This window comes from Sulfitobacter sp. KMM 9851 (assembly GCF_057178245.1).
Genome location: NZ_CM169991.1, coordinates 716,601 through 734,721 on the forward strand (window position 1 = coordinate 716,601; position 18,121 = coordinate 734,721).

The window sequence follows — 18,121 nt, forward strand, 5'->3', positions numbered from 1 at the left end:
ACAATTGCCAGGGGGCGCAGGATTTCCTGCGCCCCCTGCGCATCTGCGACCACGGCGAATTTCGCACATCAACGACCACGACCAAAAAATGATCCGGCCAAGGCCCCGCAAAGGCGCCACAAAAAACCAAGCCGGGGCACAGGGATAGTTTCATGACCACACTCACCGACCCTCCTAAGGAGTCGTTCCGGCCGTCTATGCTGTTGAACGACACGCGATACAGGTCGATTACCTTTCAGGTGATTGCACTGCTGCTGCTACTCGGCGCGATCTGGTATCTGGGTTCGAACCTGGCAACCAACCTGCGTGAGGCGGGGCTGAACATCTCGTTTCAGTTCCTCGCCAGCCCAGCAGGCTATGACATCAATCAGACACTGATCCCCTACACCAGCCAGTCGAGCAACCTTCAGGCCGCCTACGTCGGCGCGATCAACACATTGCTGGTTGCCTTTCTGGCCTGTATCACGGCCACGATCTTTGGGGTGTTGGCCGGGGTGCTGCGCCTGTCGAACAACTGGCTGGTGCGCAAGCTGATGGCCGTCTACGTCGAAATCTTTCGCAACATTCCGGTGCTGATCTGGATCCTGATCATCTATACGATCATGACCGTGACAATGCCCGCACCCAACGCGTTCCGGGGCGAAACGCCGACGTCTTCGATGTTCATGGATGCAGTCGCTATCACAAATCGGGGGGTCTATATCCCTGCGCCGGTTTGGGGCGAAGGTTCGATGGTCGTCGTAGTGACCTTTATTCTGTCGGTCATCGGCGTCATCGCGTACCGGCGCTATGCCACAAACCTGCTTTACGCCACGGGCCGGCTGTTGCCGATGCTCTGGCCATCGGTAGCAATCTTTTTTGTCCCGACAATCGTGGTCTTTCTGATCATGGGGTCGCCCATCGGGTTGGATTATCCCGCGCTCAAGGGTTTCAACTTTCAGGGCGGTCTCCAGATTGGTGCGCCGCTGATCGCATTGTGGTTCGCCCTGTCGATCTATACCGGCGCCTTTATCGCGGAGAACGTCCGTGCCGGCATTCAGGCCGTTAGCAAAGGCCAGACCGAAGCCGCGGCCGCCCTTGGCCTGCGTCCACGCCGGGTGATGAGCTTGGTCGTGCTGCCACAGGCGTTGCGGGTGATCATCCCGCCGCTGATCTCGCAATACCTCAACATCACCAAGAACTCGTCGCTGGCGATTCTGGTGGGCTATGCAGACATCACCGCGACGCTGGGCGGGATCACCCTGAACCAAACCGGGCGGGCGATTGAATGTGTGCTGCTGTTGATGGCCTTCTACCTGACGATCTCACTGCTGATCTCTGCGGTGATGAACGTCTATAACAATGCAACGAAGCTGAAGGAGCGTTAAGCCATGTCAGACACACATGCCGAATCCGTCGCCTTCGTGCGCGAAACCGCCGTGCCGCCAGCCCCGCCGCCGATGAATGCGTCCGGGCCGGTCAAATGGATGCGCGAAAACCTGTTTCCGACCTGGGCCAACGCCCTGCTGACGGTTGCGGCGCTTTATGCCATCTATCTGATCTTGGCGGCGACCCTGCCGTGGATGCTGAACGGTGTCTGGAGTGCGAGCAGCCTTCGCGAATGCCGCGAGATCCTCGACGGCAGCACCGGGGCCTGTTTCTCGGTTCTGGCCGAACGCTGGAACCAGTTGCTCTTTGGGTTCAAATACCCGTCTGATCAATATTGGCGCCCGACGTTGGCGCTGGTGCTGCTGTTCCTCGCCGCCGCACCGGTTCTGTTCATCGACCTGCCGCGCAAGTTGCTGATCTTTACCGGCATCTATCCCTTTCTGGCCTTCTGGCTGATCTGGGGCGGTTCGATCTGGAACCCGATCTTTGCGCTGCTAGGCGTGATCGCAGCCTATGTCGCCTATAGCCGCATCGTGCATCGCAGCTTTGCCCTTGGGGTGCTGGGCGGGCTGATCGCTGCTGTGGTCGTCTGGACCCTTGGCGGCCCAATTGGCGATATGCTCAGCGCGCCGAAACCCCTCCTCGAAGCGGTGCCAAGCCGCGACCTCGGGGGTTTCATGCTCAATATGATGCTGGGCATCACCTGTGTGTCGCTGTCGGTGCCGATCGGCATTGCATTGGCGCTGGGGCGGCAATCGCACCTACCGATCGTCAAGATGGTCTGTGTTGTGTTCATCGAATTCGTGCGGGGCGTGCCGCTGATCACCTTGCTTTTCGTTGCAAACGTGATGCTGGCCTATTTCTTCCCGCCCGGTTCTGGTGTCGATTTGTTCATCCGGGTGGTGATCATGATCACCATGTTCTCTTCGGCCTATATCGCCGAAGTGATCCGGGGTGGCCTCGCCGCTCTGCCGAAAGGCCAGTACGAGGCGGCGAACAGTCTTGGGCTTGATTACTCGCAGGCAATGCGGCTGATCATCTTGCCACAGGCGCTCAAGATTTCGATCCCGGGCATCGTGAATATCGCGGTGGGTCTGTTCAAGGATACCACACTGGTTTCCGTCATCTCGATGTTCGACATCATCGGCATGATCCGCGGGCCGATCCTTGCCTCGACCGATTGGGCAGGCGTCTATTGGGAACTGTTCATGTTCGCATCGCTGCTGTTCTTTGTCGTTTGCTACGGCATCTCACAATATTCGCAATGGCTGGAACGCCGTCTTGCGACAGATCATCGTTAAGGGAGGGTTCTCACATGGCTGAGACCGCACAAATGCAGGTATCCGACGAAGTCGCGATTAGCATCAACAACATGAACAAATGGTACGGTGCGTTTCACGTGCTGCGCGATATTGATCTGACCGTCCATCGCGGCGAACGGATCGTGATCTGCGGACCCTCCGGGTCGGGCAAGTCGACGTTGATCCGTTGCATCAACGCCCTGGAAGAGCACCAGAAAGGGTCGATTGAGGTCGACGGCACATTGTTGTCTTCGGACCTCAAGAACATCGACAAGATCCGGTCGGAGGTTGGGATGTGTTTTCAGCACTTTAACCTGTTTCCGCATCTGACCATTCTGGAAAACTGCACGCTGGCCCCGATCTGGGTGCGCAAGACGCCCAAGAAAGAAGCCGAAGAAACGGCGATGCACTTTCTTGAAAAGGTGAAAATCCCCGATCAGGCCAACAAATACCCCGGCCAGCTTTCGGGTGGTCAGCAGCAGCGTGTGGCGATTGCCCGCTCGCTCTGCATGCGGCCGCGCATCATGCTGTTTGACGAACCTACATCGGCGCTTGACCCAGAGATGATCAAAGAAGTTCTCGACACGATGATCGAGCTTGCCGAAGAAGGCATGACCATGCTCTGCGTCACGCACGAGATGGGTTTTGCCCGTCAGGTGGCGAACCGGGTGATCTTTATGGATGAGGGTCAGATCGTTGAGCAGAACGAACCTGAGGCCTTCTTTAACAACCCGCAGTCGCCACGGACCCAGTTGTTCCTGAGCCAGATTTTGGGCCACTAAGGCACATCGAAACGGGTGGGCGTGCGTCCACTGCTGACATCAAAGATCGCGCGGCACTGTAAAGTGTCGCGCGTTTGCTTTTCCCCAGCCCGCCTGCGCCCAATCGGTGATATCAACATCCGTGACAAGTGTGGCCCCGGTTGGGTAGCTGTCAAATCGCGGATGGTCGGGTGGTGTCGCAATCAGTTCAGCGGCGCAGAGGGCAATACCCGGATTGTGTCCCAAGACCAGCACGCAAGCGCCCGTCGCCTTCCGAATAGATTCCAGAATATCGTGGTGGGTGGCCAGATACAGATCGCGTGTCAAAGTCACCTCCGTGCCTTCGGACAGGGCCAGTCCGGCCAACGTCTCTTGGGTGCGTTGCGCCGACGAACACAGCACCTGATCGGGCAGGGTGCCTTGCGCCCGCAGCCAATCACCCAGGGTCAGTGCAGCCTGCCGCCCGCGTGCGTTCAGCGGCCGGTCATGGTCCGGCGTGCCGCTGGACCAGTCAGATTTTGCGTGGCGCATCAGGATCAGGCGGCGCATGGCGTTCCTTTCAGAAGAAGTATTTCATATGATACGCGGATTGCGCCGCGAGACGGCCAAAATTCTGTGACACCGGGCAGGCCCGGCGCGCGGCGCACCCCCGCCCGAGGCAGTCAGCTCCGGCGGCGCTGGCCAGATATGTTTTGCAGCGTGGCACGTCATATCCCGCAGGCGTCAGCGCGTCCACAGGGCAGGCGCTGCGGCAGGGTTGTGCCGCACAAGTCTGGCAGGGGGATGGCGGCGGCACCGGCAGGTCCAGGCGGGCCCCGAGCGCCAGCGCGCCGCGAAAGGACACGAACAGCCCCGAGATGTCATGCACTAGAAAGCGGATCGGTGATGCGTGAATGCGGCCTGTGCGCAGCGCCCAGCTGTAGAATGGCTGGTAGGGTGGCCCGCCAAAGGGGAACAGCGCCTGCGCCCCCAATTCCGCCGCCCAATCCCCGATCACCCGCGTTGACCAGCGGTCCATCGCGTCGGCGTCGCCGTCCTTGAATTCTGGTGTGGCCGTAAACGCGGGCCAAAAGCCGGGTTCATCGGGGCCTAGCAGCACCACAGTCTTGCAGCCCCTTGGGGTGGCATCCTCAGGACCGGGGTGAAATGCTCCCAGCACTTTCAGATGCCGTTGCCGTGCGGCCGCCTCAAGCTCTGCGTAGGTCATCCCTTTCGGATGATGCTGCCCGCGCCATGTTCGGTGAAAAGCTCTAACAGGCAGGCATTGGGCGCGCGGCCATCCAGGATAACCGCAGCCCGAACCCCGCCGTCCAGCGCATCCAGTGCGGTCTGCACCTTTGGGATCATGCCGCCTGCGATGGTGCCATCGGTGATCATGTCGTTGATCTGCGCCGCTGTCAGCTCCGTCAGAACCTCGCCCGCGCCGTTCTTGACCCCGGCCACATCCGTCAGCAGCAGCAGGCGGTCGGCCTTGAGCGCGGCGGCGATTGCGCCCGCCGCTGTGTCGCCGTTGATATTAAAAGTCTCGCCGCCCCGACCCATGCCAAGCGGCGCGATTACGGGGATAATCCCCTTGTCGGCAAAGTCGCGCAGGATGCGGGGGTTTACCTCGGTGGGGTTGCCGACGAGGCCTAGGGCCGGGTCCTCGGGATCGCAGATGATCAATCCGCTGTCCTTGCCCGACACACCTACGGCACGACCACCCTGTTCGGATATCGCCTGCACGATACGTGCGTTCACAAGGCCTGACAGCACCATTTCCACGATTTCCATGGTGGCGGCGTCGGTCACCCGTTTGCCATTCACGAACTCGGATTTGATGTTCAGCCGTGCCAACATGTCGTTGATCATCGGCCCGCCGCCATGCACGATCACCGGATTCACGCCAACCTGCCGCATCAGTGCGACGTCGCGGGCAAATTCGTCCATCGCTTCGTCACTGCCCATGGCGTGACCGCCCAACTTGATGACAACGGTGGCATCGGCGTAGCGTTGTAAATAGGGCAGGGCTTGGCTGAGCGTGCGGGCGGTGGCGATCCAATCGCGGTTCATGTCTTGCGTTCTCATCTTTTACCCATGGTGAAGCGTTGCGAGCGGGGGCGGGATGTTATTCCAGCGTGGCGATGATGGCACGCAACGTCGGGATGCCCCAGCCCTTTTCCGACGAGGTAACGACAATTTCGGGGTAGGCGGCAGGGTGTTTGGCCAACGCACCGCGCACTTGATCCAGGATTTTGGCGCGCTCGGCTTCCTTGACCTTGTCGGCCTTGGTCAGCACCACCTGAAAGGTCACCGCCGAACTGTCGAGCAGCGACATGATTTCGTCGTCGACCTTTTTCACACCATGCCGCGCGTCGATCAGCACAAAAGCGCGGCGCAGGGTCTGCCGGCCTGACAAGTATTGCTTTAGCAGGCGCTGCCATTTCTCCACCACAGGCAGCGGCGCGTTGGCATAGCCATATCCGGGCAAATCGACGAGGTAATGTTCTTCACCGGCGGTGAAAAAGTTAATCTCCTGCGTGCGGCCCGGCGTGTTCGACGCGCGTGCCAGTGCCTTCATGCCCGTTAGTGCGTTGATCAACGTCGACTTGCCCACGTTCGAGCGCCCGGCAAAGCAGACTTCCATGCGGTCTGGATCGGGCAGGCCGTCCATCGCGACGACACCTTTGACAAAGGTCGTTTCGCCTGCAAACAGCATCCGGCCCTTTTCGGCGCTCGGCGTGTCGGGCTCTTCGGCGATGGTGAAATTCATTTGCATCAAATCAGCTCCAGTTCGTCGCCCACGGCGATCTCGCCACCTTTGGTGACGGTCAGTGTAACGCCAAAATCGCGGTGGCCCAATTGATCAAGCGCGGCCAGCGTATCGACATCGCGCTCGCCGGTATCGGTATTTACCGTGGTGGCAAGGCAGCGGGTGATGCGGGCGTGCACATGCAACACGGCACCACCGATTTTCATGTCGCGACCGACCCAGCCGAATTCATCCCAGGGTGCAGCACCGTCAAACCAGATGTTGCCGCGCCACCGCTCGGTTTGCAACGCTTGACCCGCCAGCGCCTCGACGGACTGGTGTGACGACAGGCTGTTCAGCGACAGCGTTGCCACGTCGCTGTCGGTATACCCCCGGCCATCAAGCCGCAGGATGCGCGCGGGTTCGGCACGGCCTTGGGCGCACAGCGGGCGCACCCAATTGATGAACTGCGAGGCATCGTGGTCGGGGTGAAAACAGATGTCGGGCCGATCCGGGTGGGAGAGCGTCAGCATCTCTGTCGGCTCGTCCAGCCGGGCGGTGATCGCCTGCAACTGCGGCGAACTGGCGCCGCGCGTGAAATTCAAGCAGCGCGCCCATTCTCCATCCACAACTTTGGCCGCGTCATGGGCAACCGCCCAGAGCCGGTCAAACGGCATAGACTGCCCCGGTTGCAGCGTCACGCGCTGTACCGTCTCGCGGCCGTGGGCCTTGAGCGGATGACGGTTCAGCGCGGTGACCTGCATTACTTCTTGGGCCCGGATTTGCCGTTGCCCTTGCCCTTGGGCTTGGTATCGGCATTGGCGACGACGTCTGCCTTGGGTTTGCGTTTCAGCCCGCCCGCGATGTTACCCCACAGGTCGGGCTTGTAGCCCTGGCTGCGCATGATCAGATACTGCTGGGTGAACGTGATCGTGTTGTTCGCGATCCAGTACACCACCAGGCCGCTGGCAAAGCTGCCGAGCATGAACATGAACACCCATGGCATCCAGGCAAAGATCATCTGCTGTGTCGGATCGGTGGGCGCGGGGTTCAGCTTTTGCTGAAGGTACATCGAAATGCCCAGCAACAGCGGCAGGATACCGATAAAGACCAGTGCCATCATCGAACCGGGTTCAGGGGCGGCATAGGGCAGCAGACCCCAGAGGTTAATGATCGACGTGGGATCAGGCGCGCTGAGATCCTGGAACGGACCAAAGAAAGGCGCGTGGCGCAGTTCGATCGTGACAAAGATCACCTTGTAGAGTGAAAAGAAGATCGGGATCTGGAGCAGGATCGGCAAACAGCCCGCGGCCGGGTTCACCTTGTTCTTCTTGTAAAGCTCCATCATGCCTTGCTGCATCTTCTGACGGTCGTCGCCCGCGTCCTTCTTCAGTGCCTCCATCTGAGGTTGAAGTTCCTTCATCCGCGCCATTGAAACATAGGATTTATACGCCAGCGGGAAGAGCAACGCTTTGATCAGCAGGGTCAGGCCGATGATGGCGACACCCATGTTGCCGATGAGCTGGTTCAGGTTGTGCAGCAGCCAGAAGATCGGCTTGGTCAGGAAAAAGAACCAACCCCAGTCGATGCTGTCGATGAATTTGGTCACACCTGCTGCTTCATAGTTCTGCAGGGTTTCCCATTCCTTGGCTCCTGCAAACAGCTTGCTTGTGACGCTGGCTGTCGCGCCAGCGGCAACCGACTGTGTGGGCAGGCGGGTGAACGCGCGGTAGATATCGGCGCGGGGGTCATAGGTCAGTGCCTGTTCAAAGGTCTGGCCTGCGTCGGGGATCAGCACGGCCTGCCAATAATGGTCGGTAAAGCCGATCCAACCTTCGGTGACGGATTCTGTCACGACGGCGGGGCGGCCCCATTTGCTATTGATGTCAGCATCGGCAATGTCATCCCAATCCACTTCGGCCAATTCGCCATTAGCCATGGCCACGGCACCTTCGTGCAGGATAAAGAAGTTCTTGAGATCGTCGGGCTGGCCATGTTGGGCGATCATGCCATAGGGGGCCACATTGATCGCGCCGTCGCCGTTGTTGGTGACGGTCTGGGTGACGCTGAACATGTATTCATCGTCGACCGAAATGGTGCGGGTAAAAATCTGGCCTGCGCCATTGTCCCAGCTTAGCGTGACGGGGGTGTCGACGCCCAATGCTTCGCCTTCGCTGAGGGTCCAGACAGTGTCGACGCCTGGCACGTTGTCGGCGTCCAAGCCCGCACCCGCGGCCCAGCCGTGCAGCGCGTAATAGGCATCGTCGGTCCCTTCGGGTGACAGCATGCTGACCACTTCGGCGTCCGCGTCGAGGCTGGTTTGATAGGCGTTTAGTTTGAGATCATCAATTCGGCCACCCATGAGCGAGATCGACCCGCTCAGCCGGTCGGTTGCAATCGGTACGCGGGGGGCGTTGGCCAGATCGGTTGCACGGCTTTCGCCTGGGGTCGTGGGGGCCGTCGTGGCGGGCGCTGCACCGTCAGAAGGGGCAGAAGGCACGATCACGCCGCTGGCTTCACCGGACTGCGCCGTGACCTGTGCCGGATCGAGAGCCGGGTCGGCCTCTGGCGGTGGGAAAAGCACAAACCATACAAGGATCACGACAAAGCTGAGCGCCGTCGCGAGGATGAGGTTCTTGTTTTGTTGGTCCATTGGGGCCGCCACCTGATGTCTTTGAATATCAGGTGGGTTCAACAGAGTGCGGCACCAAAGGTCAAGCGGATTCGGGCAATTTCCCTTTGTAACAGGCCCCCAGTCGCCTGCTAACTCATCTGCCAAGCCCCCGCCCTGCGGCGCGTGGGTCGGCAGCCGCTATTTTGCCTTCCCATCCATGATGCGCGGTACATCCTGCAACTTGGCGTTATGGCGTGAAATCCAGTCGAGTGTTTGTTCAAAAGGCATCGGGCGCGCAATGCCAAAGCCCTGCACATGATCGCATCCCAACTGCGCCAACAGTACGTGTTCGCCCACGGTTTCAACCCCTTCGGCCAGGGTTTCGACCCCCAACCGTTCGGCCATCGTCAGGATCGCGGTGATCATGCGCTGCTGTTCCGGGTCGCGGTCAGCCTTCATTACAAAAGAACGGTCGATCTTGATCCGGCTGACCGAAAACCGCCGAATTGATGAAATGGACGCATGCCCAGTGCCAAAATCATCCAAGTCGATGCGGCAACCCAGCGCGCCCAACGCATTGATGTTGCGCGTGATCATATCGTCCGGTGCGGCGGCGACCACGGTTTCCAATACTTCGACCGCCAGCCGTTCGGGCGTCAGGTCAAAGCGGTCCAGCTCCCATTTGATCTTGTCCAGGAGGCGGGGGTTGTTCAGCTCGGAACCGGCAAAATTAACCCCCACCTGCGGCACGTCCACACCGGCGCCATCCCAGGCTTTTAGCGCGGCAAAAGCGTGGTACATCATCACCTCGGCCAGACGCTCCAGCATGCAGACTTCTTCAATGAGGGGCAGGAATTCCGCGGGCGGGATCATACCGCGCACGGGGTGGTTCCACCGGGCCAGCGCCTCGAACCCGGTGATCTGGCCGGTGTCGGTGGAAATCTGGGGCTGAAACCACGGCTGGATCTGTCCGATGTCCAACGCCTGCGCCACGTCTTCGCGCAATTCCGCGCGGTATTCTATATCGCGGCGCATCTGGTCGGAAAAGGCCCGGACCGCTGAAGGGCCACGCTGCTGCGCGGCGCGCAGGGCGGTTGCGGCGGCTTGTAGCCACGCGGCCCCATCGTGTCCGGGGGCGCGCGAATTCAGGCAAAAGCCCATTGAGGCCGAGACATAAACCGCCACCCCATCGACCGACACCGGCTCTTCCAGGGCGGCCTGTAGGCGGGCGGCCAGTTGAATGCAGAGTTCCAAGTCAAGCTGGCGCACTGGTTCGGTGCAAATCGCAAAGCGGGCATCGCCCATTTGGCCGACGATGTCCTCGGCGCGCAGGGCGCTGATCAGACGTTCACCGCTTCGCTGCACGATAATATCGGCGGCGGCTTGGCCGTAGCGGTCGATCAACGGCTCAAATTCCTCTAGCGCGATGAAAAAGGTAGCGGAATGGCGGCCCTTGTTGCGGGCGCGCTGATACAACTGCTCGGTCAATTCCTCAAAGGCGCTGCGTTGATACACCCCGCTTAGCGCGTCGCGCGGCAGCCATCGCCCGGCGCTGAACCCGCCGCCCAGCAAATATATAAACGGCAGGGAACATGCCGCGACCATCAGCGCAATTTCGCCCCCAAACCAAAAGGCGGCCAGGGTCGCCGCAGGCAGAAAGGCCAGCGCAGGCGGTCCGGTCAGCACAAACGCCAGATTTCGTCGTATCTGGATCAGTGCCGTGGTCCGAAATTTCGCCATTGCGACCCTCCTCCTGCAGTGCACGCCAAACGCGCGGCTTTTGCAGAATTATCGCCTATGGGGTGTGTCTTGGGTTAACACGGCCGCAGATGTTCACGTAAAATTCGCTAAAATTATTCTGAATTTCGGGTCAGCGCGGCGAAATCAAAAAGGTTCGGGTCCAGCAGATGTGAGGGACGCGCATTCATCAAGGCACGGAACATGACCTGTCGGCGGCCGGGGCTGTTGGCCTCCCAACCATCGAGAATCGCCTTGACCTGCTGGCGCTGCAACCCATCCTGAGAGCCGCAGAGGTCACATGGGATAATGGGATAGTCCATCGCACGCGTAAACCGTTCGCAATCAGCCTCGGCGACATGGGCCAGCGGACGATAGAGAAACAGATCGCCCTCTTCATTCACCAGCTTGGGCGGCATCGTCGCCAGCCGCCCGCCGTGAAACAGGTTCATGAAAAAGGTCTCTAGAATGTCGTCACGGTGATGGCCCAACACCACCGCAGAACACCCTTCTTCGCGCGCAATCCGGTAGAGATTGCCCCGTCGTAAACGACTGCACAGCGCGCAGAATGTACGCCCGGCGGGTATCTTATCCATCACGATGGAGTAGGTGTCCCGATATTCGATCCGATGTGGCACGTTCATCTTCTTGAGGAACTCAGGCAGCACCGTCGCCGGAAAGCCCGGCTGCCCCTGATCGAGATTGCACGCCAGCAGATCAACCGGCAGCAGCCCGCGCCATTGCAGCTCATGCAACACCGCCAGCAAGGTATAGCTGTCCTTGCCGCCCGACAGGCAAACCAGCCATCGCGGTTTTGCGGTGCCTTCGGCGGGGGCTTCGATCATGCCGTACTGTTCGATCGCCTCGCGTGTCAACCGTACGATACGCTTGCGCAGCTTCTTGAATTCGGTGCTTTGTGGGGCACCATGAAACAGGGGATGAATGTCGTCGTGGTCGTCCAGCATGGCGGCTCTTTCGTCACGGATCGGGCATAGACCACCTAGGCCATTTGCCCACCCGCACGCAAGCATCACGGACATCGCGCGTTTCTAGGTCAAACAGGCTATCGGGGGGCCGCGCCGTCTTAATCCGGCACGTTATCCACGCCGCTGCCGCCCCATGGATGACAGCGCGCGATGCGCCGCGCGGCCAGCCAGCCGCCCCTGACACCGCCATGCTTGCGCAGGGCTTCGAGCGCGTAGGCGCTGCAGGTGGGGTGGTAACGGCAGTTGAAACCCAGCCAGGGGCTAAAAATCAGACGGTAGGCACGCACCGGCAGCGACAGGATGAACGCCAGCGGCGTCACTTGGTACCGTGCAGAATGTGCAAAGCGCGGTGCATATCGGTGCGCAGCTGATCAAAGGGCAGGGTGGCCGTGGCCCCGCGCCGTCCAATCAGCACGTAATCCATGCCCGTGCGCCCGTGGTCGGGCAGGATCAGCCGGGCAATCTCGCGCAGGCGCCGTTTGGCCCGGTTGCGGGCCACGGCGTTGCCGACCTTCTTGGAGCAGGTGATTCCGATGCGAATCTCGGCCTGGCAGCGCTCGTCTGCGCGGCGCGGGCGCATTTGCAGCACGAAACCGGGCATTGCCACGTGTTGCGCTCGGCTGGCACGCTGGAAATCGGGGCGTTTGGTCAGGGTCTCCAAACGCAAAGAAACCGCCGGAGGGGTGTCCCCCATGGTGGCAATCATGCCATCCTTTGGGGCCTCCGGCGGTGTCATTTTCGGTCCGAAACAGTGAACGCTTACGCGCTCAGCTCTTTCCGTCCCTGCGCGCGACGCGCGTTGATGATCTTGCGACCGGCCTTTGTGGCCATGCGTGCGCGGAAACCGTGGCGCCGCTTGCGCACGAGGTTCGAAGGTTGATAGGTGCGTTTCATCGCTCCGTCTCCAGTTTGTGGCTTGCTGGGCAGAATCGGACATTCATCCGGCTGCCAGCGTCAATTCAAGCCCGTCCTCTAAAGCGGTGACGCGGGCAAGTCAAACCCTCTGGCGTGGAAAAAGCCGGTTCTGCAACAAATTCCCCCACAATCGGCGGGGATATGTTTCAATTGTGGTCTGGGGCGACAGAAAATCAGAGATAAACCACACCTTGTATCAACCACGCGTGAAGAGCCTGTCGGCGGGGCGCATAAGGCCCCATTGTCATAAAGGGAACGACCCCGGCAGCGGATACCTTAGCAGAAATGGCCCAGATGACACAGACGAACCCACCCAAACCCACGCTGATGCGTCATCTGCCGCTTATTTTGATCGCACTGGTGGCTGCTGTGGGCGCTTTTACCCTGCGCGATCACCTCAGCTTTGATGCACTGCGTGACAACCGCGAAGCATTGATCGCCTTTCGGGATGCAAACTATGTGCTGACGGTATTGGGATTCGTGGCGGCCTATTTGGTGATCGTGGCCTTTTCGCTGCCGGGCGCCACAGTGGCCACGCTGACGGGCGGGTTCCTGTTTGGAGTGTTTCCCGGCGTTCCCTTTAACGTGGCGGCGGCCACGCTGGGGGCTGTTGTCATCTTTCTCGCGGCGCGCTGGGGCCTTGGTGCAAGGCTGAAGGAACGGATGGACGCCTCGGACGGAATGGTCCGCAAGATCAAGGCAGGGATCGACGACAACCAGTGGTCGATGCTGTTCTTTATCCGCCTCGTGCCGGTGGTGCCGTTCTTTGTGGCCAATCTGCTGCCTGCCTTCCTTGGGGTGCCGCTTTATCGTTTTGTGATTTCAACCTTTTTGGGCATCATCCCGGGCGCGCTGGTCTTTACCTCGGTCGGGGCCGGGCTAGGTACGGTTTTTGCACGCGGGGAAACGCCAGACCTCGATATCATCTTTGAGCCTCATATTTTGTTGCCCATTCTGGGCCTCTGCGCGCTGTCATTGCTGCCCGTGGTGATCAAAGCCATGACCACCAGAAAGGACCTGTTGAAATGAACACGCGGATCAAGACGGATATTCTGATTATCGGTGCAGGCTCTGGTGGGTTGTCCGTGGCTGCTGGGGCGGCGCAGATGGGCGCCGATGTCGTTCTGCTCGAAGGTCATAAGATGGGGGGCGATTGCCTGAATTACGGCTGTGTCCCGTCTAAGGCCCTGATCGCGAGCGGCAAGGCGGCTTATGGCCAGCAGAATTCGGCACAGTTCGGCGTGGCAAATGCCCCCGGTACGGTGGATTACGCCGCCGCCAAGGATCATGTGGCCGACGTGATCGCCCAGATCGCCCCGGTCGACAGTCAGGAACGGTTTGAAGGCTTTGGCGTGCGGGTGATCCGCGAATTTGGCCGCTTTATTTCTGACACCGAGGTTCAAGCGGGCGACAGCATCATCACCGCGCGGCGCATCGTGATCGCTACCGGTTCATCGCCTTTGGTTCCGCCAATTCCGGGGTTGGATCAGGTCCCCTATGAGACCAACGAAACCCTGTTCGAGCTGCGTGAGAAACCTGATCATCTGCTGATCATTGGCGGCGGTCCGATCGGCATGGAGATGGCGCAGGCGCATGTGCGGATGGGCTGCAAGGTGACGGTGATCGAGGGGGAAAAGGCGCTGGGCAACGATGACCCCGAGCTGGCGGGGATCGTGCTTCAGACGCTGCGCGACGAAGGGGTGGCGATTGAAGAAGGCGCGTTAGCGGCCAACATACGCGGCATGGCGGGCGCGATCGAGGTGGAGGCCAAGGATGGCCGCGTGTTCAAAGGTTCGCATCTGCTGATGGCGGTGGGGCGCAAGGCGAACACCGACCGGCTGGACCTGGATAAGGCCGGGGTGGAGCCGACCAAATCAGGGATCAAGGTTGATGATAGTTTGCGCACGACCAATAGGCGGGTATACGCGATTGGGGATGTGGCCGGAGGCCTGCAATTTACCCATGTGGCGGGCTATCATGCGGGCGTGATCATCCGGTCGATGCTGTTTGGCCTGCCAAGCAAGGCAAAGACCGCGCATATTCCCTGGGCCACCTATACCGCGCCGGAACTGGCACAGGTCGGGCTGACCGAAGCGCAGGCGCGCGAGGAACATGGTGACAAGCTTGAAGTCGTGCGATTTCATTACAACCACAACGACCGCGCCATTGCCGAGCGCAAGACCAAGGGCCTGATCAAGCTGATGGTGGTCAAGGGGCGCCCTGTGGGGGCCAGCATCGTGGGGCATCAGGCGGGCGAGCTGATCTCACTTTGGTCATTGGCGCTGGCAAATGGCATGAAGATGAGCCAGATTGCCGCCATGGTGGCCCCCTATCCGACAATCGGCGAGATCAACAAACGTGCGGCGGGCGCCTATTTCAGCCCCCGCCTGTTCGAGAGTGCCATGGTCAAGCGCGTGGTGCGCGTCGTACAGCGATTTCTGCCCTGAGGCCGCGCATGATCAATTCCCTCTCCGGCCGGTTGCTGATCCTGACCACTATCTTTGTGATGCTGGCCGAGGTTCTGATCTTTGTGCCCTCCATCGCGCGGTTTCGCGAAGAATACATGCTGGCCCGGCTGGAGCGGGCACAGATCGCATCGCTGGCGCTGTTGGCCGACGATATGCTGGACCCGGAACTGGAAGACGAGCTGCTGCGTAATGCCGAGGTGTTCAACGTCGTGCTGCGGCGCGACGAGGTGCGCCAGTTGGTGTTGTCGTCGACCATGCCCCACCCGATTTCGCAGACCTTTGATCTGCGCGACGCCAGCGCCATGGTGCTAATCCGCGACGCCATGGTGCGGCTGTTCAAACCCGGCAACGAGGTGGTGCGCGTGATCGGTGCCCCGGTGCGCGAGGCCGGCCTGCTGATTGAGGTCACGATGGACACCGCACCCATGCGTATGGCGATGCTGGACTACGGTATCCGCATCCTTGCGCTGTCGGCGGTGATTTCGGTGTTCACGGCGTTCTTGTTGTTTCTGGCGATGCGGGCCTTCCTGCTTAAACCCATCAAAGGTGTTGTGGGGCATATGCAACGCTACGCCGCCGCACCGGAAGATGCCCGGCGCATCATCGTGCCCTCGGCTGCCGTAACCGAATTGCGCGAGGCCGAAGAGGCGCTGAAAACGCTACAGACCGACCTGACGCAGGCGCTCAAGCAGAAGGATCGGCTGGCACAGCTGGGCAGCGCGGTAAGCAAGATCAGCCATGATTTGCGTAACATCCTGACAACGGCACAACTGTTCACCGACCGGATCGAAATGTCCGAAGATCCGGGCGTCAAGCGACTGGCGCCGAAACTGGTCGGCTCGATCACCCGCGCGGTGCATCTGTGCGAATCGACCTTGGCCTTTGGCAAGGCGGAAGAACCGGGGCCGACCCTGACGATGGTGCCGCTAGCCGAACTGGTCGAAGACGTGATCGACGGTGAACGTCTGGCCGACAGTCACGCGGACATCAGCTTTGCCGTTGATATTCCGGCCACGCTGACGGTGCGCGCAGACCCCGAACAGATGTACCGCGTGCTGGCCAATCTGCTGCGCAACGCCCGTCAGGCCATCGCCGCCACTGGGCAGCCCGGCGAGGTCGGTCTGCGCGCCGTCGACAGCCCCCATGCCTGGCAGATCACCATAAGCGACACTGGCCCGGGCCTGCCGCCCAAGGCGCGCGCGCATTTGTTCACGGCGTTTCAGGGCGGGGCGCGAAAGGGCGGATCGGGGCTTGGGCTGGTCATTGCTGCCGAATTGGTTCGGGGCCACGGTGGCAGTTTGGCCCTGCAATACAGCGGCCCCGAGGGCACGGCCTTTGACATTATCTTGCCCAAGGGCGATGGCACGATCTGATCTGCCGGAAGGGGGCCGCGAGGTTTTACACTTTTGCGCAAAACTGGGCTTGCAAACCCCGGCTACCCCGACTAAACCCCGCCGCAGTGGACCGATAGCTCAGCTGGATAGAGTACCTGACTACGAATCAGGGGGTCGGGGGTTCGAATCCTCCTCGGTCCGCCACTACCACATTTTCTTCAGTTTGAATGGGTCGCCTTGGGCGGCCTTTTTCATTTGTTTATATGGCTTTTGTGGTCACTGCCCATTGTCTTGAATACCTTTCGATGATGCCGATACTCCCCCGTATATGCTGTAAGTTTTATCGCGTATCACGGGCCTAACCACCTTCAGATCACGAAGTAGGTCGGCGAAAGTGCCGTTTCACCGGCAACGGGTGTTTTGATTTTGACGGATCGGCATGAGATTCATCACGCGCCTCCAACGTCTGATACGTTTCAGCTGTGAGAGTTGCCTCTTATTGGATAGATGGCACGTCACTTGGCGCAGCCTGTCTAACGAGGTCTCAAGGCATGGCCTGTCGATGGTCCGCGTCAGACCCGGTTTCATCCTAGTCTCTCCCTAGGGCACTTATTAAACTGAGGACGGTGAGGTCAATTGCAGGCCGCATTGTGGGCCAACAGATGGATCAGGCGGATTGCACTCTATTCTCTGGCGCCTCAGTTGCACCCTGCGCTTGGCGTGCGGGTCTTCGTTGCCTTCAGGTGCCTTACGTCTCCGCATACATCTTCTTGAGGCGGCGGTTCTGTTCGGCCATGTCCTTCATCTCGGCAATCAAAGATGCGTCCATGCCGCCAAACTTAGACTGCAATTTGTAAAAGCTGGCACTGCTCATCCCACGCTCGCGGCACAGCTCAGAGACCGGCACGCCGCCCACCGCCTGCTTCAAGACAGCCGTGATCTACGCGTCGCTAAATCGTCCGTCTTCATCGATAATCTCCTCAGATACCTTGCCGAGAAAATTCTACTTTTGAACACCACTAATATTAGGGGGATTACCCTAGGAGTTCCTTTAAGAGATAGGTTTCGCAAAGAGAACTGCCGGTCCCAAAAAATGTTGCGTGTTCAAGCATTGTCGACTTCAGTACAAATTCTGACGTGTTCGGATCGGCGCCCCAATGATCCAGGTTATGTGAGGACAATATCGGTCCTGCGGATCGGCTCGGTCTCGTAGCCGGGTAGTCGGGCAGCACACCGCGCGGTACATCGGGAAAGCGTCGCAAGGCCAGGTTGCCGCGATGCCCGTCCCCTACGATTAGGTTACAGAGGACCTGACCACCGACAAGCGCGCCCTCGTGCGGCTCCTTGAGCCAAGCCATCGTCTTAGCCTCGTCCGGCAACAGGATGGTTAGTTCCTGGAGGATCTCGCCCCGCGCCATTTTTACTGGCTGCCCCCCCCCTGAGGCACGCTCATACATAGGGAGAGCGCCTCAGGGGGGGGCAGAGTAGAACGCATGCAAGTTTTCCCGTTGTCTGCAGCTGTGAGCGGGGTCGTGAAGGGCCCCTAGATTTGCAAGCTCATTGATCATCAAGATTGTACCTTGAAGCACAATTCAACGGCCGTCCGACCTCAATGGAACCGAGACGGTTCGGTTGTAGTTGGAAATGTATGATTATGCCTTGCAAAGTACCGACAAAGTCTAGTAGAAACGCTAGAGTTTTAGAAAGGAAATTTAATGTATTATTCGAAGCCAGTACTTAAAGTCGAACGGATTACGACAGCGTTGAAAAGCTCTTCAGGGGGCAGTCTTGGCGACAGTCAGGCATTTGCAGGTGCCCCGCTAATCAACGCCACGAACAGCTAAGTAGTTGCATTGGTGCTAAAGGCCGGGGCATTCCGTCTGAGGCGGTAGGCTGCGGCTTTTTT

17 protein-coding genes, 1 tRNA gene and 1 pseudogene are annotated in these 18,121 nt (G+C 59.8%); 7 read left to right on the forward strand and 12 right to left on the reverse strand.

Going from position 1 to position 18,121, the window contains the following annotated elements; genetic code table 11:
* Window positions 1–152: 152 nt before the first annotated feature.
* The 3 genes from AC1965_RS03515 to AC1965_RS03525 are packed head-to-tail and all read left to right on the forward strand — an operon-like array spanning window position 153 to window position 3,451.
* The gene (locus tag AC1965_RS03515) at window positions 153–1,367 is read left to right on the forward strand and encodes an amino acid ABC transporter permease (protein WP_483885913.1); all 1,215 of its coding nucleotides are present in this window, start codon (window positions 153–155) and stop codon (window positions 1,365–1,367) included.
* 3 nt (window positions 1,368–1,370) lie between these two features.
* Window positions 1,371–2,669 carry an amino acid ABC transporter permease gene (locus AC1965_RS03520; protein WP_483885914.1) on the forward strand — a complete coding sequence of 433 codons (1,299 nt, stop codon included), beginning with the start codon at window positions 1,371–1,373 and terminating at the stop codon, window positions 2,667–2,669.
* 14 nt (window positions 2,670–2,683) lie between these two features.
* Complete coding sequence (locus AC1965_RS03525) at window positions 2,684–3,451, forward strand: amino acid ABC transporter ATP-binding protein (RefSeq protein ID WP_483885915.1); 768 nt, start codon at window positions 2,684–2,686, stop codon at window positions 3,449–3,451.
* A 39-nt stretch (window positions 3,452–3,490) separates the two neighbouring features.
* Here AC1965_RS03525 and AC1965_RS03530 read toward each other — a convergent pair whose 3' ends face one another.
* From AC1965_RS03530 to rpmH, 11 genes are all read right to left on the reverse strand, one after another.
* The gene (locus AC1965_RS03530; RefSeq protein ID WP_483885916.1) at window positions 3,491–3,979 is read right to left on the reverse strand and encodes a SixA phosphatase family protein; all 489 of its coding nucleotides are present in this window, start codon (window positions 3,977–3,979) and stop codon (window positions 3,491–3,493) included.
* A 10-nt stretch (window positions 3,980–3,989) separates the two neighbouring features.
* The gene (locus AC1965_RS03535; RefSeq protein WP_483885917.1) at window positions 3,990–4,637 is read right to left on the reverse strand and encodes a ferredoxin; all 648 of its coding nucleotides are present in this window, start codon (window positions 4,635–4,637) and stop codon (window positions 3,990–3,992) included.
* Complete coding sequence (argB, locus tag AC1965_RS03540; RefSeq protein WP_483885918.1) at window positions 4,634–5,497, reverse strand: acetylglutamate kinase; 864 nt, start codon at window positions 5,495–5,497, stop codon at window positions 4,634–4,636. Before argB ends, AC1965_RS03535 begins: the two co-directional genes overlap by 4 nt.
* Before the next feature lie 40 nt (window positions 5,498–5,537).
* Window positions 5,538–6,188 (reverse strand): ribosome biogenesis GTP-binding protein YihA/YsxC, encoded by a 651-nt coding sequence (gene yihA / locus AC1965_RS03545; RefSeq protein ID WP_483885919.1) that lies wholly within the window; start codon window positions 6,186–6,188, stop codon window positions 5,538–5,540.
* Window positions 6,188–6,925 carry an MOSC domain-containing protein gene (locus AC1965_RS03550; protein ID WP_483885920.1) on the reverse strand — a complete coding sequence of 246 codons (738 nt, stop codon included), beginning with the start codon at window positions 6,923–6,925 and terminating at the stop codon, window positions 6,188–6,190. Before AC1965_RS03550 ends, yihA begins: the two co-directional genes overlap by 1 nt.
* Complete coding sequence (gene yidC, locus AC1965_RS03555) at window positions 6,925–8,814, reverse strand: membrane protein insertase YidC (protein ID WP_483885921.1); 1,890 nt, start codon at window positions 8,812–8,814, stop codon at window positions 6,925–6,927. The genes AC1965_RS03550 and yidC overlap by 1 nt, the downstream gene beginning before the upstream one ends.
* A gap of 159 nt (window positions 8,815–8,973) precedes the next feature.
* Entirely contained in the window at window positions 8,974–10,515 is a 1,542-nt protein-coding gene (locus AC1965_RS03560) for a putative bifunctional diguanylate cyclase/phosphodiesterase (RefSeq protein ID WP_483885922.1), read from the reverse strand.
* A 113-nt stretch (window positions 10,516–10,628) separates the two neighbouring features.
* On the reverse strand, window positions 10,629–11,477 hold the full coding sequence (gene ttcA / locus AC1965_RS03565; RefSeq protein ID WP_483885923.1) for a tRNA 2-thiocytidine(32) synthetase TtcA: 849 nt from the start codon (window positions 11,475–11,477) through the stop codon (window positions 10,629–10,631).
* A 119-nt stretch (window positions 11,478–11,596) separates the two neighbouring features.
* Window positions 11,597–11,818, reverse strand: a complete 222-nt coding sequence (gene yidD, locus AC1965_RS03570) for a membrane protein insertion efficiency factor YidD (protein ID WP_483885924.1) — start codon at window positions 11,816–11,818, stop codon at window positions 11,597–11,599.
* The gene (gene rnpA / locus AC1965_RS03575) at window positions 11,815–12,234 is read right to left on the reverse strand and encodes a ribonuclease P protein component (RefSeq protein WP_483885925.1); all 420 of its coding nucleotides are present in this window, start codon (window positions 12,232–12,234) and stop codon (window positions 11,815–11,817) included. Before rnpA ends, yidD begins: the two co-directional genes overlap by 4 nt.
* 23 nt (window positions 12,235–12,257) lie before the next feature.
* Window positions 12,258–12,392: a 50S ribosomal protein L34 gene (gene rpmH / locus AC1965_RS03580; RefSeq protein WP_005849748.1), complete on the reverse strand. Its 135-nt coding sequence runs from the start codon at window positions 12,390–12,392 to the stop codon at window positions 12,258–12,260.
* Between the two features lie 306 nt (window positions 12,393–12,698).
* On the opposite strand from rpmH, the gene AC1965_RS03585 reads away from it, so the two are divergent.
* The 4 genes from AC1965_RS03585 (at window position 12,699) to AC1965_RS03600 (ending at window position 16,419) form a co-directional block, all read left to right on the forward strand.
* Window positions 12,699–13,442 carry a TVP38/TMEM64 family protein gene (locus AC1965_RS03585; protein WP_483885926.1) on the forward strand — a complete coding sequence of 248 codons (744 nt, stop codon included), beginning with the start codon at window positions 12,699–12,701 and terminating at the stop codon, window positions 13,440–13,442.
* Entirely contained in the window at window positions 13,439–14,860 is a 1,422-nt protein-coding gene (locus AC1965_RS03590) for a dihydrolipoyl dehydrogenase family protein (protein ID WP_483885927.1), read from the forward strand. The genes AC1965_RS03585 and AC1965_RS03590 overlap by 4 nt, the downstream gene beginning before the upstream one ends.
* An 8-nt stretch (window positions 14,861–14,868) precedes the next feature.
* Window positions 14,869–16,254, forward strand: coding sequence for a sensor histidine kinase (locus tag AC1965_RS03595; protein ID WP_483885928.1), 1,386 nt, complete (start codon window positions 14,869–14,871; stop codon window positions 16,252–16,254).
* Window positions 16,255–16,342: 88 nt separating this feature from the next.
* Window positions 16,343–16,419, forward strand: a tRNA-Arg gene (locus AC1965_RS03600).
* Window positions 16,420–16,969: 550 nt separating this feature from the next.
* Here the strand turns inward: AC1965_RS03600 and AC1965_RS03605 are convergent.
* Window positions 16,970–17,155, reverse strand: a pseudogene (locus AC1965_RS03605) (transposase); the annotation flags it as partial.
* Window positions 17,156–18,121 lie beyond the last annotated feature (966 nt).

Bases quoted from the DNA above. Each gene is read 5' to 3' on its own strand.
- AC1965_RS03515 (WP_483885913.1), top strand. From the start codon at position 153: ATGACCACACTCACCGACCCTCCTAAGGAGTCGTTCCGGCCGTCTATG.
- AC1965_RS03520 (WP_483885914.1), top strand. From the start codon at position 1,371: ATGTCAGACACACATGCCGAATCCGTCGCCTTCGTGCGCGAAACCGCC.
- AC1965_RS03525 (WP_483885915.1), top strand. From the start codon at position 2,684: ATGGCTGAGACCGCACAAATGCAGGTATCCGACGAAGTCGCGATTAGC.
- AC1965_RS03530 (WP_483885916.1), bottom strand. From the start codon at position 3,979: ATGCGCCGCCTGATCCTGATGCGCCACGCAAAATCTGACTGGTCCAGC.
- AC1965_RS03535 (WP_483885917.1), bottom strand. From the start codon at position 4,637: ATGACCTACGCAGAGCTTGAGGCGGCCGCACGGCAACGGCATCTGAAA.
- argB (WP_483885918.1), bottom strand. From the start codon at position 5,497: ATGAGAACGCAAGACATGAACCGCGATTGGATCGCCACCGCCCGCACG.
- yihA (WP_483885919.1), bottom strand. From the start codon at position 6,188: ATGCAAATGAATTTCACCATCGCCGAAGAGCCCGACACGCCGAGCGCC.
- AC1965_RS03550 (WP_483885920.1), bottom strand. From the start codon at position 6,925: ATGCAGGTCACCGCGCTGAACCGTCATCCGCTCAAGGCCCACGGCCGC.
- yidC (WP_483885921.1), bottom strand. From the start codon at position 8,814: ATGGACCAACAAAACAAGAACCTCATCCTCGCGACGGCGCTCAGCTTT.
- AC1965_RS03560 (WP_483885922.1), bottom strand. From the start codon at position 10,515: ATGGCGAAATTTCGGACCACGGCACTGATCCAGATACGACGAAATCTG.
- ttcA (WP_483885923.1), bottom strand. From the start codon at position 11,477: ATGCTGGACGACCACGACGACATTCATCCCCTGTTTCATGGTGCCCCA.
- rnpA (WP_483885925.1), bottom strand. From the start codon at position 12,234: ATGACACCGCCGGAGGCCCCAAAGGATGGCATGATTGCCACCATGGGG.
- rpmH (WP_005849748.1), bottom strand. From the start codon at position 12,392: ATGAAACGCACCTATCAACCTTCGAACCTCGTGCGCAAGCGGCGCCAC.
- AC1965_RS03585 (WP_483885926.1), top strand. From the start codon at position 12,699: ATGGCCCAGATGACACAGACGAACCCACCCAAACCCACGCTGATGCGT.
- AC1965_RS03590 (WP_483885927.1), top strand. From the start codon at position 13,439: ATGAACACGCGGATCAAGACGGATATTCTGATTATCGGTGCAGGCTCT.
- AC1965_RS03595 (WP_483885928.1), top strand. From the start codon at position 14,869: ATGATCAATTCCCTCTCCGGCCGGTTGCTGATCCTGACCACTATCTTT.